12 protein-coding genes are annotated in these 13,880 nt (G+C 39.6%); 8 read left to right on the forward strand and 4 right to left on the reverse strand.

Going from position 1 to position 13,880, the window contains the following annotated elements; translation table 11 throughout:
* The first annotated feature begins 52 nt into the window (after positions 1 to 52).
* Positions 53 to 1,774, forward strand: a complete 1,722-nt coding sequence (locus IEV17_RS08815) for a GGDEF domain-containing protein (protein WP_004659934.1) — start codon at positions 53 to 55, stop codon at positions 1,772 to 1,774.
* Positions 1,775 to 1,875: 101 nt separating this feature from the next.
* Complete coding sequence (locus IEV17_RS08820; RefSeq protein WP_004659936.1) at positions 1,876 to 2,583, forward strand: hypothetical protein; 708 nt, start codon at positions 1,876 to 1,878, stop codon at positions 2,581 to 2,583.
* Here IEV17_RS08820 and uvrA read toward each other — a convergent pair.
* Positions 2,563 to 5,394 (reverse strand): excinuclease ABC subunit UvrA, encoded by a 2,832-nt coding sequence (gene uvrA / locus IEV17_RS08825; RefSeq protein WP_004659939.1) that lies wholly within the window; start codon positions 5,392 to 5,394, stop codon positions 2,563 to 2,565. The two genes, IEV17_RS08820 and uvrA, sit on opposite strands and share 21 nt — an antisense overlap.
* Before the next feature lie 367 nt (positions 5,395 to 5,761).
* Between uvrA and IEV17_RS08830 the strand changes: the two genes are divergently transcribed.
* The 3 genes from IEV17_RS08830 (at position 5,762) to IEV17_RS08840 (ending at position 7,770) form a co-directional block, all read left to right on the forward strand.
* On the forward strand, positions 5,762 to 6,364 hold the full coding sequence (locus tag IEV17_RS08830; RefSeq protein WP_004659941.1) for a TetR/AcrR family transcriptional regulator: 603 nt from the start codon (positions 5,762 to 5,764) through the stop codon (positions 6,362 to 6,364).
* 3 nt (positions 6,365 to 6,367) lie between these two features.
* Complete coding sequence (locus IEV17_RS08835; protein ID WP_004659944.1) at positions 6,368 to 7,345, forward strand: zinc-binding dehydrogenase; 978 nt, start codon at positions 6,368 to 6,370, stop codon at positions 7,343 to 7,345.
* A gap of 71 nt (positions 7,346 to 7,416) precedes the next feature.
* A complete protein-coding gene (locus IEV17_RS08840; RefSeq protein WP_004659946.1) occupies positions 7,417 to 7,770 on the forward strand; it encodes a DUF1304 domain-containing protein in 354 nt (117 codons plus the stop codon).
* A gap of 156 nt (positions 7,771 to 7,926) precedes the next feature.
* Here the strand turns inward: IEV17_RS08840 and tenA are convergent, their stop codons facing one another.
* Positions 7,927 to 8,601: a thiaminase II gene (tenA, locus tag IEV17_RS08845; protein ID WP_004659948.1), complete on the reverse strand. Its 675-nt coding sequence runs from the start codon at positions 8,599 to 8,601 to the stop codon at positions 7,927 to 7,929.
* A gap of 171 nt (positions 8,602 to 8,772) precedes the next feature.
* Between tenA and IEV17_RS08850 the strand changes: the two genes are divergently transcribed.
* From IEV17_RS08850 to ssb, 3 genes are all read left to right on the forward strand, one after another.
* Positions 8,773 to 9,855, forward strand: coding sequence for a DUF475 domain-containing protein (locus IEV17_RS08850; RefSeq protein ID WP_004659950.1), 1,083 nt, complete (start codon positions 8,773 to 8,775; stop codon positions 9,853 to 9,855).
* 151 nt (positions 9,856 to 10,006) lie between these two features.
* Entirely contained in the window at positions 10,007 to 11,371 is a 1,365-nt protein-coding gene (locus IEV17_RS08855) for an MFS transporter (protein WP_034600843.1), read from the forward strand.
* 51 nt (positions 11,372 to 11,422) lie between these two features.
* Positions 11,423 to 12,007 (forward strand): single-stranded DNA-binding protein, encoded by a 585-nt coding sequence (gene ssb / locus IEV17_RS08860; protein WP_004659954.1) that lies wholly within the window; start codon positions 11,423 to 11,425, stop codon positions 12,005 to 12,007.
* Positions 12,008 to 12,081: 74 nt separating this feature from the next.
* On the opposite strand, the gene IEV17_RS08865 is transcribed toward ssb, so the two are convergent.
* Positions 12,082 to 13,008, reverse strand: a complete 927-nt coding sequence (locus tag IEV17_RS08865; protein ID WP_004659955.1) for a LysR substrate-binding domain-containing protein — start codon at positions 13,006 to 13,008, stop codon at positions 12,082 to 12,084.
* Between the two features lie 69 nt (positions 13,009 to 13,077).
* On the reverse strand, positions 13,078 to 13,704 hold the full coding sequence (gene ycaC, locus IEV17_RS08870) for an isochorismate family cysteine hydrolase YcaC (protein WP_004659957.1): 627 nt from the start codon (positions 13,702 to 13,704) through the stop codon (positions 13,078 to 13,080).
* Positions 13,705 to 13,880 lie beyond the last annotated feature (176 nt).

Genomic DNA, 13,880 nt, shown 5'->3' on the forward strand with positions numbered 1-13,880 from the left:
CATTGTTTAAAAATCAATCAGGATGGCTTTTTGAGAATAGCAGGATATGTTCATGGAGCGTAGTCAAAAACATACGAAATTACGTTCAGGACATACAAGCCTTCGTCTATTTTTCTGTATGGTCATCATTATTTTCTCTATTTTATATATTTCCATTCCTCTCATTGTTCATAGTTATCAAGAATACGTCAAAACAAAACAAGCTCTCATCGAAATTACGAGTCTACGGGCTTTGGTGCAAACGGCAAATCAAATTTCTAAAGAAAGAGCACCATCTAATCAGGCAATGTCGAGTCAACCGAATGAGTTATTTATAAATAAAGAAAAGTTGCAACGTCATCGACAGGCTGTAGATAATCAGATTAATCAAACCATTTCAGTATTAAAGCAGAATGGTTTTCAATCTATTGCAGGACATTTGCAGACTGATCTCAAAGTGAAATTAGCTCAGGCACGTCGTGTTGTTGATGTTTATATTGAAACACCGTATTCACAAAGAAGTTCTCAACAACTGGATCATGCAATTTTAGCGCTTTTCTCTGTGTGGGATGAAAATAGGCTTTTTTTAAAATTATTAATGACACAATTAGAAAGTAAAGATAGCGACATGTCGAATTATTTTACTTCAATTCTCATCCTAACAGATATGCGAGATCAGGCTGGGCGTATTGCATCTAACATTATGGCTCCAATCACTTTTGCTGAACCGATTTCTGATGCAAATCGAGCACGTTCTTTACAGACTCAGCATCAGGCAGAATATCTTTGGTCGTTGGTTGATACGATTCAACCTGAACAGACCAAAACACTAAAATATAAACTTTTGCATGAACGCGTAAAAACGGAGTTCTTAGAGCAAGGGTTACCTTTAATTTCTAAATTACTTGATCAAAGTGAAAATGCTGAACCGTATTCTTTAACAGGGACGCAACTGACCGAGCGGATGGTTGATAAATTTACCACGGTGATGGATTTACAGAACTATATTTTAGATTATAGCTATGAAATCGTTAAGCAACAGAATAAAGAAGCTCAGCAGCAGTTTATTTTTAACTTTGGTATTTCGATTGTTTCATTGCTTACAGCAATTTTCACAATGAGCTATGCCAAGAGACGTGTATTTCAGCCTTTAATTAGAGCAAGAAATATGATTTTGAGTTTATCAAATAGTCCAACTGAACCTTTTACTGGTAAGCAGTCTCGGCAGGAATTCTTTTCTTTATTTGAAGCGATAGAAAGATTAAAAAGTATTTTGAAACAACGTGACATGATGGAGTCACAGCTTAAGAAAGTTGCGAACTCAGATATATTAACGGGTGTCGCAAATCGTTTGGCTTTGGAAGAATATATCAATGTTTTAGAGTCAAAGCCTGAAGGTCTATCAGAAACCTGTGTCATTGTGATTGATATTGATAATTTTAAATTTGTGAATGATCAATATGGGCATATTGCGGGTGATCAGGTGATTACCATGATTGCAGACCAACTCAAGCATAATGTGCGAGCTTCTGATTTAATCGTTCGTTATGGTGGTGATGAATTTTTAGTCGTGATCGAAAGTATTGAAATGAAAGCAGCAAAAGCGATTGCTGAAAGTATTCGTTCAGGCATATTAAAACAGAATATTGTGACTTCAAATGTTGGTGAATTGATTCAGGTTTCAGTGAGTATAGGAATTGCGATTGGAGCCGAAACTTGGTTAGAGTTATTAGAAAAAGCTGATCAGTCTTTGTTAAAAGCGAAAGCAAACGGGAAGAATGTGGTGGAAGGGTAGAAATGCCCCTATTATTCTGATTTGCGATAGTAACTCTTTGTCATTAAATTTAAATCTCTCATTGTTAGCTTACAAGATATATTAAAAATAGAGTCTTGCCTGTGCTGCCAAAAGACCAAGAAAAATTATATAAGATGATTTATTTACCTGATTATTATAAGAACTGGCAGAAAATTGCCCAATTCTCTAAACAATATGATGCGAATGATATTGCCCAAAATGCTTTTCTATTTGTTATAGACCAGTGGATAGGGGGATTTGATTTATGCAATCCTGAACATTGGGTTGAGTTAACGCAAAAGATGTGGAGTCTTTATGGCCATGGCGGCGATCGTGTGCTGAAAAATGCGTTGAGTATGGATCAAACTTCTCGAAATGATCCAGACGAAGCAATTAATCCAATTCTTTTGGGTATATCATCTCCAACATCAACTGAACCATTGCAGGGAATAATTGATGACGAAGAACAGCAGATACGCAAAGAGAAACAGGTAAGGAAAATTCAAGAAAATAGTTTTTCGATGGCTTTAGCCTATGTTCAGCTATTTGAAAATCTAAAACCTAAATTGTTCAAATATACTTATTTAAATATCGCTGATTATATGAAAATGTCTTATTCATGGTTACGGCAATGTTTAAAGCGTGCTGATAAACTTCATAAAACTCAGCGCTCCTTGTTTGATCATATTGAGTATGCACCAACTCAGCATTTAGGGAGTTGGCGTAAATTCAAGCTAGAGAGACGAAATCAACCTAAATTTACGCCAGTACTTGAGAACCAATTAAGTTTATTTCAACATCGGTTTTAAGAACTTACCTGTGTGTGAAATCTCAACTTCAGCCACTTGCTCAGGCGTACCTGCTGCAATAATTTGACCACCACCAGAACCACCTTCGGGACCAAGGTCAATTACCCAATCTGCGGTTTTGATTACATCCAAATTATGCTCAATCACCACAATGGTATTACCTTTATTGCGTAGCTCATACAAAATGTCGAGTAACTTGGCAATATCATGGAAGTGCAAACCTGTGGTTGGCTCATCTAAGATATATAAGGTTTTACCTGTATCTCGTTTTGCTAACTCACGCGCTAATTTCACCCGTTGTGCTTCACCGCCTGATAGAGTTGTTGCCGCTTGACCCAAACGAATATAGCCTAGACCTACTTGCATTAAGGTATCTAAACGGCGGTGAATCACAGGAATGGCACTAAAGAATTCAGCAGCATCTTCTACGGTCATTTCTAACACGTCTGAAATGTTCTTGCCTTTATAACCAACCTCTAAAGTTTCACGGTTATAACGTTTGCCATGACAAGCATCACAAGGCACATACATATCAGGCAGGAAGTGCATGGCCACCTTGATCATACCGTCGCCTTCACAGGCTTCACAGCGACCGCCTTTCACGTTAAACGAGAAACGACCTGCGCTATAACCACGTGCTTTGGCTTCAGGTGTCTGAGCAAACAATTCGCGAATTGGGGTGAATAAACCCGTGTAAGTCGCAGGATTCGAACGTGGGGTACGACCAATAGGACTCTGGTCAATATCCACCACTTTATCTAAATGTTGTAAGCCATCGATCGAATCAAACTTTTCAGCAGTGAGCGTGGTGGCCCCATTCAACTGAGTCGCAGCCAAAGGCAATAAAGTACGGTTAATCAAGGTTGATTTACCAGAACCAGACACCCCAGTCACACAGGTCATGATACCCAATGGAATGGTCAAATCGACATTTTGTAAGTTATGTCCGCTTGCCCCAGAGAGTTTGATCACTTCATTTGGGCGAGGGGAGAGTGTACGCTGTTTCGGCACTTCAATTTTGAGTTTGCCTGAGAGGTATTGACCAGTGAGTGAATCAGCATGGCTTGCCAACTCATCATACGTTCCTTCTGCAATAATTGCCCCACCGTGAATTCCTGCACCAGGACCAATATCGATAATATGATCCGCGGCACGAATTGCATCTTCATCATGCTCAACCACAAGCACGGTATTGCCGAGATCGCGTAAGCGAATTAAGGTTTGTAATAGGCGATCATTATCACGTTGATGCAGACCAATGGATGGCTCATCCAATACATACATCACACCCATTAAGCCTGCACCAATTTGCGATGCGAGACGAATACGTTGTGCTTCACCACCTGATAATGTTTCGGCTGAACGTGCAAGACTTAAATAATTGAGCCCAACACTTACCAAGAAATGTAAACGCTCACGAATCTCTTTAAAGATTTTATCGGCGATTTCACCTTTAGCACCTTCAAGATTGAGGTCTTGATAATAGTTTTCAGCATCACCAATCGACATTTTGGTGATCTGTGCAATGGTCTTGTCTTTAACACGCACATGACGAGAAATTTCATTGAGACGTGAACCACCACAAGCATCACATGCTGCATTTGATAAATATTGTGCGAGATCATCACGCACATAGTTTGATTCAGTTTCACGATAGCGCCGTTCTAAATGTGGCAACACACCTTCAAAGGCTTGTACACGACTGTGTTTACGACCTCGTTCATCGATATAACTGAGGTCAATTTTCTCTTTGCCTGTGCCTTGTAAAAATTTCTTTTGGGTGTCTTTATCTAAACTATTCCAAGGCTGATCGAGATCAATACTGAAATGATCCGCTACTTTTTGCAGCATGGTGTAGTAATACGGACGTTGTCTGTCCCAACCACGAATCGCCCCTTGGCTGATCGAAACTTCTGGATTTGGAATGAGTTTTTCCGCACTAAAATGGCTACGTGTTCCTAGACCGTCACAGACAGGGCAAGCACCAAATGGATTATTGAATGAGAACAGACGTGGTTCGAGTTCAGCTACGGCACGGTCACATTCAGGACATGAATGTTTTGCAGAGAACACACGTTCAGGATGTTCGCCATTCATCCACGACAACACCGCAATATCACTACCTAGACGTAATGCGGTTTCAAACGATTCTGCGATACGATTGCCAAGATCGTCACGGACTTTAAAGCGATCGACCACGACTTCGATGGTATGTTTTTTCTTTTTATCCAGTTCAGGTGGGGTATCAATATCAATGATTTCACCATCGACACGGGCACGGACAAAACCTTGGCCTTGTAATTGTTCAAATAATTGGGTGTATTCACCCTTACGCTCACGCACCACAGGTGCGAGTAACATCAATGCTGTACCTTCTTCTAATCCTTTTACCGCATCAACCATTTCTGAAATGGTTTGTGCCACCATCGGTAGATCATGTTCAGGACAGTAAGGCGTTCCTACACGTGCGTAAAGCAAACGCAAATAATCATAAATTTCGGTAATTGTACCTACAGTTGAACGTGGATTATGGCTAGTTGATTTTTGCTCAATCGCGATTGCAGGTGATAAACCTTCAATTGAGTCAACTTCAGGTTTTTCCATTTGCGAAAGGAATTGGCGTGCATAAGCTGAAAGTGATTCGACATAGCGACGCTGACCTTCAGCATATAAAGTGTCAAATGCAAGGGATGATTTTCCTGAACCTGAAAGCCCTGTGATCACCACAAATTTGTCACGTGGAATATCGAGTGACACATTCTTTAAATTATGGGTACGTGCGCCTCGAATACGGATATGACTTTGGCTCATGAAAACATCTCAGTAATGTGCAAATAGAAGATCAAAATACATTGAACAGCAATCTCATAGATCATTCATTATTTAATTTGAATGTATTGAAAGAAAGCTCAGTACTAATCAATTTAAAATAATTTCTGAGCAGCATTTTGCTGTTGAATGGGTCTTATATGATAGCGCCTTAAAATTGTTCAAGTGGTATAAAAATATTTAAAACGACAAATTGTGACGGTTAAATCACATTTATAACGAGTATCACATACTGACCGAGTTGTATTTTTATCATTCCTTTTCTGATTTTACTACCGTAAAGCTGTTGCAGAATAAAAATACACAAATTTACTAGACGACTGGTCTAATATTAACTTATAGTGTGGCTATGAAACGATCAATCAAGAGTGAAGCAACTCGACAACATATCTTGGATACCAGTTTTGAATTGGTATTGCGTAAAGGTTTTGTGGGAGTTGGCTTACAAGAAATTTTAAAAGCCTGTGACGTGCCAAAAGGTTCGTTCTACCACTATTTTGCGTCTAAAGAGGCATTCGGTTGTGCCTTATTAGAACAGTATATGGCTGACTATAAAGTACGAGTCGAACAGCTTTGGCAGCACACTGAACAAAGTGCGTATGCACGTTTAATAGCTTTGTGGCAGGCATGGATTGACGATCCAATTTATGGCAGTTGGGCAGAAAACTGCTTAATTGTAAAACTCGCAGCTGAAGTCTCTGATTTATCAGAAGACATGCGACAGATTTTAAATTTAGGTGTGCATCGACTCACGAAACGCGTGGCGCTGTTATTGCAAGAAGGGCAGCAACAAGGTTCGATTCCAACACATCTTGATCCAATTAAAACAGCTCAAGTGATGTATCAGCTTTGGTTAGGGGCTGCTTTGATGACCAAATTGGCACAAGACAAAGCACCGCTACATCTAGCTTTAGAAACCACCAAACAGCTGTTACAACCAATACAGGAATAAATCATGCAAAGTATTATCCATCAACAATTTGGCGAGCCCGTAGATGTTTTAGAATTCGGTGATATGCCGAAACCTGAGCCTAAAGTAGGTGAAGTCCGTATTAAAACGATTATGTCCCCAATCCATAATCACGATGTGTGGACGGTGCGGGGGAGTTATGGTTATAAGCCAACTTTACCTGCAATTGGCGGTAGTGAAGCGGTAGGTATTGTCGATGCTGTGGGTGAAGGTGTTGATCACAGCAAATTAGGACAACGTATTGCTGTTGCTGGTGTACATGGCAGTTGGGCAGAATATTTTATTGCGCCTGCGCAAAGCATTATTCCTCTAAATGATGCAATTGATGATGAAACAGCAGCGCAATTGATTGGGATGCCAATTAGTGCTTTGATGTTACTCGACTTTGTGAATGTTCAAGCAGGGCAATGGTTGATTCAAAATACAGCCAATGGTGCGGTGGGTAAAACCGTAGCGATGATTGCTCAGGCGCGTGGTTTGCAAGTGATTAATCTTGTGCGTCGTACCGATGCAATTGCCGAAATGCAGGCTTTAGGCATTCAACATGTAGTTGCCACGGATCAAGCGGATTGGAAGCAACAAGTCAAAGCGATTCATGCTGATCAGCCATTGATTGCAGGCGTGGACTCAATTGGTGGAACGGCCAGTGGTGAAATGCTGAATCTACTGAGTGAGAATAGTGTATTGGTTTCATTTGGCAGTATGACGGGCGAAACTATGCAGATTTCATCGGGCGATTTGATTTTCAAACAGGCAACGGTGAAAGGTTTTTGGGCAAGTGTGGTTAATAAAGAAATGCCAGCAGAGCGCAAAAAGGCATTATTTGTTGAGTTATTAACGCTTGCGACGCAAAAGAAATTAGTTTTACCTGTGGAAGGTGTTTTTAGTTTTGATGATATTAAAACGGCTGCACTCAAAGCAACTCAGGGTGCGCGTCAGGGCAAAGTGTTGTTAAAGCCTTAATTTGGAAAACAGATGACCAGTCGTGAGGCTGGTCTACTTAAATTGAGTCATAAAATAAAAAGGAAAATTATATGATTGGACAACTGCTTGTGGGATTAATTGCTGTCTTACATGTGTATATTTTAGTACTGGAAATGTTTTTGTGGGATAAGCCCTATGGTTTAAAAGCTTTTGGTAATAGTTTGGAAAAGGCTCAGCTCACTAAAGTTTTAGCGCAGAACCAAGGTCTTTATAATGGGTTTCTTGCAGCAGGTTTGTTTTGGGCACTAATTGCACCTGAAACCTATGCGGTGGCTTTGGCGAATTTCTTTTTAGCTTGTGTGTTGGTTGCAGGAATTTATGGTGGACTCACTGCCAGTAAGAAAATTATTTATATCCAATCTGTACCCGCATTGCTTGCCTTAATTGCGGTTAACTTTTTTTAAGCAATTAAAGGTATTCACTCGATCTGATTTATGTTTTAATGCAACCAGTTTGAGATGAGCCTCATACAGTATATCGGACAATACGATATACGACTAAGCCCCCATGAGGGGCTTTTTTATGTCTGTGAAAAATGTAAATGAAGATCTGATAGGCGATTAAGCTTGATCCAAACCTAACCATTGACGTTGTTGATATGCGCTGTCCCAAAACAACCATTCTAATTTAGCGCCCATAGTATAGGCTGCATGCATTTTTTCTAAGGTATCTTGATCACATCGTGCCGCCACTTTATCTACAGTTGTAATTACATTTCGAACCGCTGTATTAAACTCTTCACCTGCATAGGTATCAATCCATGCTTGATATGGATTATTCGGGACAGATTGGTTCACGATGTCTTTACCAACCTCAGCATAAATCCAAAAACAGGGAAGCAATGCTGCCAAGATCACAGGATAACTTTCTGACCAAGCCGTTGCGGTTAGGAAAGAGGTATAATGGTGGCAGGCAAGTGTTAATGGTGTGCTTTCAAACTCAGCCTTGCTGATATCAAATTCCTGCATAAAATCACTATGCAGGCTACGTTCTACAATAATCGCAATTTTTGCTGCTTCAGAAAATTGAATCACATCATCTGCTTCATAGGCTTTTGCAGCAGCTACAGCAAGCGCACGACCATAAGCTAGTAAATAGTGAGCATCTTGAATTACATAATGACAAAATGCTTTAAGATCCAACGTCCCTGTAGCTAGTTCTTGATTGAATGGTAAAGTTAATATTTTTTGATATAAATCGTGATTACGTTGCCATACATCTTGAGAAAACGTCATGAAATGAACCTATTAAAGTACATATAAAAGAAATCTTTCAGCACTATAACAGAGTCTGGTTTGGATGGTTTCTTTTGCCAAACAAGTCCAACAATCTTTTCTCTTTTTGGGTCGAAACTCGCCTACAATAGCTACATTTTTATAACTCAACGATTTCGCATAAGGCTGTTCATGAAGCATTTTCGTTTTTCTATATTCTTTACGGTAGTGTGCTTAGCACTATCTGCCTATTGGGGCTACACGCATGGCCCTGAAGCAGGCGTAGCTACGATGCTTAAAGCATTAACGATTACTGCGATCTTGGCAGTAATGGAAGTTTCGCTATCCTTTGATAATGCTGTGGTAAATGCTTCGGTATTACGTAATTGGGATCATTTCTGGAAAATGATTTTTTTAACGGTGGGTATTCTAATCGCCGTGTTTGGTATGCGTTTGATTTTCCCTGTCGTTATTGTTGCTGTGACGGCAGATATGGGCATGATTGAAGTCGCTAAAATGGCATTGAATGATCCAAAAACCTATTCAGAGCGTTTAATGGCACATCATGCTGAAATTTCAGCGTTTGGTGGTGCTTTCCTATTAATGGTGTTTTTAAACTTCTTCTTTGATGATGGTAAAGAAACGCATTGGTTTAAGTGGTTAGAAGCAAAATTAGCAAATTTAGCTAGTGTGCCAGCAATGTCTGTTTTTCTCGCATTGATTGCCATGATTATTATGGCAGCCAATGTTGAAGAGTCTGTACGTTTGGCTGTGACCATGGCAGGGATCTGGGGTATTGTCGTATATATTGGCGTACAGGTGCTTAGTCATCTCCTCGGTGGTGAGCCAGAGATTGATGAAAATGGTAATGCGATTACGCATGATGCAAATGGGGCTGCTTCAGGTGTCGTGAAAGCTGGTTTTGGTGGTTTTTTATATCTTGAAGTTCTAGATGCATCGTTCAGTTTTGATGGTGTGATCGGTGCATTCGCGATTACCAGTGATGTTGTCATTATCATGTTAGGTCTTGCGATTGGTGCAATGTTTGTCCGTTCAATGACCATCTATCTTGTTGAAAAGGGCACGTTGGATGCTTATATTTTCTTGGAACATGGTGCGCATTATGCGATTGGTGCCTTAGCATTTATCATGATCGCAAGTGGTACAGGTTTACATGTACCCGAAGTTGTAACGGGCCTGATCGGGGTTGCCTTTATCGTTTGGGCCGTGATCGCATCTATTCAATATAGCAAGCGAGAACAGCAAGCTTCTTAAGCTTATTTTCAGCTAAGTGGTATATTTTAAATAAAGGAGCACTATTTGCTCCTTTATTTTTTCTCCTAAAGATTGTGTTTTTCATAATCTACTTACAACCTTGTTAAGCGAATCGCTTATAATTCGCTAAGCCAGTTATAGTGTCTTATCAATAATGAATGCTTTAGAACGCCGTTCAACTTTTGCCTTAAGCAGCATTTTTGCCTTACGCATGTTGGGTTTGTTCATGATTATTCCTGTCTTTTCAGTGGCAGGACAATCTTATCAATATGCCACGCCTGCCCTCATTGGTTTAGCTGTAGGGGTCTATGGTTTAACACAAGCAATTTTGCAGATTCCATTTAGTTTGTTGGCTGATCGTTTTAGTCGTAAACCATTGGTTGTACTTGGTTTGCTCTTATTTGCGATTGGTGGTGCGATAGCAGGTTTATCTGACACAATTTATGGTGTGATTATTGGTCGTGCAATTGCAGGTGCTGGTGCAGTTTCAGCCGTAGTAATGGCTTTACTGGCCGATGTGACTCGTGAAGAGCAGCGGACCAAAGCCATGGCAGCGATGGGGATGAGTATTGGCTTGTCTTTCGTGGTGGCATTTAGTTTAGGGCCTTGGCTCACTAGCTTAGTCGGTATTTCTGGGCTATTTTTCGTGACAACGATTATGGGATTGGCTGCGATTTTGATGTTATTGCTCGTGCCTAAAGTCACACGACATCATCGTAATTTCCAACAAGGTTATTTATCGCAGTTGAAACAAGTCATTCAAATGGGCGATTTGAATCGCTTACATGTCTCTGTTTTTTCTCTGCACTTATTGCTCACGGCAATGTTTATTTATATTCCTTCTCAGTTGATTGAATATGCACAAATTCCACTGGCAAAACATGGTTTGATTTATTTGCCATTATTGCTCTTGAGTCTGTTCTTTGCTTTTCCAAGTATTATTATTGCTGAAAAATATCGCAAAATGCGCGGTATTTTCTTGTCAGCAATTGCTGGAATTATTGTGGGTTTACTGATTCTTATTTTTGGTTATGAATCGAAATATGTATTGCTCGCAGGGCTTGGTATTTTCTTTATTGCCTTCAATGTCATGGAAGCGTTATTACCATCTTGGTTATCGAAAGTTGCACCTATTCAATCTAAAGCAACCGCGATGGGAATAAATGCCAGTAGCCAATTCTTAGGTGCTTTTTTCGGTGGTACTTTGGGCGGACAGCTTTTGATGTTACAGAATACTGCACTTGGCTGGAGTGTCCTCTCTGGGATTGCTATACTTTGGTTGTTGGTCAGTTTTGGGCTGGCTCAACCTCGTTATTTGTCTTCAATTGTGTTGCCTCTACCTCAAATGACACAAACGGATGAATGGACTTCAAAATTGTTGGCAATTCGTGGTATTGAAGAAGTCGTGGTGATGCCTGAACAACAAGTTGCTTATATTAAAGTCGATAAACAGTGTATAGATGATGCTGGGCGACAAGATTTAACGCACTTGATTGGCAAAGAGGTAGCCATTTAAACATAACTCTTATAAAGTAAAACATAGAAATACATAGGATGAAGACAGCTAATGCGTGGTGTGAATAAAGTTATTTTAGTAGGTACTTTGGGTAAAGATCCTGAAACAAAAACTTTTCCAAATGGTGGATCCCTGACTCAATTTTCGATTGCAACAAGTGAGTCTTGGACAGATAAAAATACAGGCGAGCGTAAAGAACAAACAGAATGGCATCGTATTGTGTTACATAACCGTTTAGGCGAAATTGCACAGCAATATTTGCGTAAAGGTTCAAAAGTTTATATCGAAGGTTCATTACGTACTCGTCAATGGACAGATCAAAACGGTCAAGAGCGTTACAGTACTGAAATTCGTGGCGATCAAATGCAGATGTTAGATACGCGTCAACAAAGTGAACAAGGCGGCGGTGACTTTAATCAACCACGTTTTAATAACAATAATAATCAAGGTGGTGGTTACCAAAATACGGGTTATAACAACAACCAAAATAGTTATGGTCAGGGCGGTGGTTTTGCTGGCGGTAATCAAGGTAATTATGCAGGTAGTCCACAAGCAGGTAATGGTTTTAATACACCAAAATCAGCACCTCAGCCTGCGACAGCCCCTGCTGATTTAGATGATGATTTACCGTTTTAAATCTTCTGATTCAAAAAAGGCATGAACTTGGTTTCATGCCTTTTTTTATTTTTAAAAATATGTTTAATTTTATATTACAAAGCATAACCATTGTCAGTTTTTGCCAATTCCCGAAGACCGTCTATTAACGTTTCGATAAGTTTTTCAAGCACAAGACGTTGTCCTTTACGGGATGCGTATACCAATTGAACGATGCCCCGATTTGATTTCCATTCGGGCAGGATATGGATAAGGTGTCCTTTTTGAATATCAGCCTGAACGGTTAAATAAGGCAGGTCTGCGATACCTAAACTATCACGAACAGCATAATAAACGCCTGCCAAATCATTGCTTTTTATGCGTGGATGGTAAGGTATATCAACGGTTTCATCATTTTCTACATGGCATAGACGCCAAAAATATTGATTTTTTTGAGTCCCTAAAGCTACGCTTGGAAAATGTTGTAATTCTGAATAATGTCGAATTTGTTGACCTTGTAATAATTCTGGAGCAGCAACCAGACAATGCTCAGTTCGAATTACATCTCGCACAATTAAGCTCGAGTCTTGATTTGGTTCAAAGTTTGTTCGGATCGCAATATCAATATCATCATGTAGAATATCAACGCGGCGGCTCGTCAGCTCTAAAGAAATTTCAACTTTTGGATAATCTTTTAAAAATTGATTCAGTAATTTTCTGATCTGAAAATGCATCATGAGGGGAGGACAACTGATCTTAATCAGACCTTGTGGCTCACTTTTTTGTTTTAGCAACACATTTTCTGCGCATTCAACTTGTGCAATCACCTTACAACATTCTTCATAAAACTCTTGCCCTAATTCTGTCACTTTGAAATGGCGTGTCGTTCGTTGGATCAGATTGACATTAAACTTATTTTCCAAATCAATAATGCGGCGACTGAGTTTGGATTTACTGATATTTTCTGCTTCACTGGCAGCACTAAATCCGCCATGTTTCACGACCAAGTAAAAATAATGAAAGTCATCAAATGAATTGATCAAGACAAATTCAGTCCTATAATGAGATGAAGATTAGAATAGCATCAACACTTCTAATCTTCAGTGAACGATTTATTTTTGTGACGTATTTTGAACGTAGCTGTTGATCAAATTGCGGTAATCAGGAATATGATTGGAAAATAAAGCGCCTAAACCTTCAATATCGTTACGCCAGTCGCGATGAAGTTCACATGCCATTCCAAACCATGTCATGAGTTGCGCGCCGGCTTTGGACATACGATCCCAAGCAGCATCGCGTGTTAATGCATTAAATGTTCCAGATGCATCGGTAATTACAAAAACTTCAAACTCTTCTGCTAGCGCGGAAAGCGCAGGAAATGCGACACATACTTCTGTGACCACACCCGCAATAATCAATTGTTTTTTCCCTGTTGCTTTTACAGCTTGAACAAAGTCAGGATTATCCCATGCATTAATTTGACCAGGACGAGCAATATACGGTGCATCAGGAAATATTTCTTTGAGTTCTGGAACTAAAGGACCATTTGGACCATGTTCAAAACTGGTGGTGAGAATGGTGGGGAGATTGAAGTATTTGGCTGCATCAGCCAGCGCTAATACATTATTTTTAAATTTGTCTGGATCAATATCACGAACCAGTGAAAGTAGACCTGTTTGATGGTCAACTAAAAGTACGGCAGCATTGTCTTTATCTAAACGAATATAGCCTTTTCCCATTTTTGCATCCTCAAGTTTTTGTTAAAAATAAATATGAAAAAAAAGCATCTTTTTCCTATTACCTGAAATGATGCTAGTGAAATTCTAGAGAGTGATGAAGTCTAAATATTGAGATTAACAATACTGAAAATAGGATGATGGTTTTAATATATTACTTAATTGTGTATTAAATTTAG

Origin of the sequence: Acinetobacter modestus (assembly GCF_014636095.1) — a bacterium.
In the GTDB taxonomy this organism is placed as follows: Bacteria; Pseudomonadota; Gammaproteobacteria; order Pseudomonadales; family Moraxellaceae; genus Acinetobacter; species Acinetobacter modestus.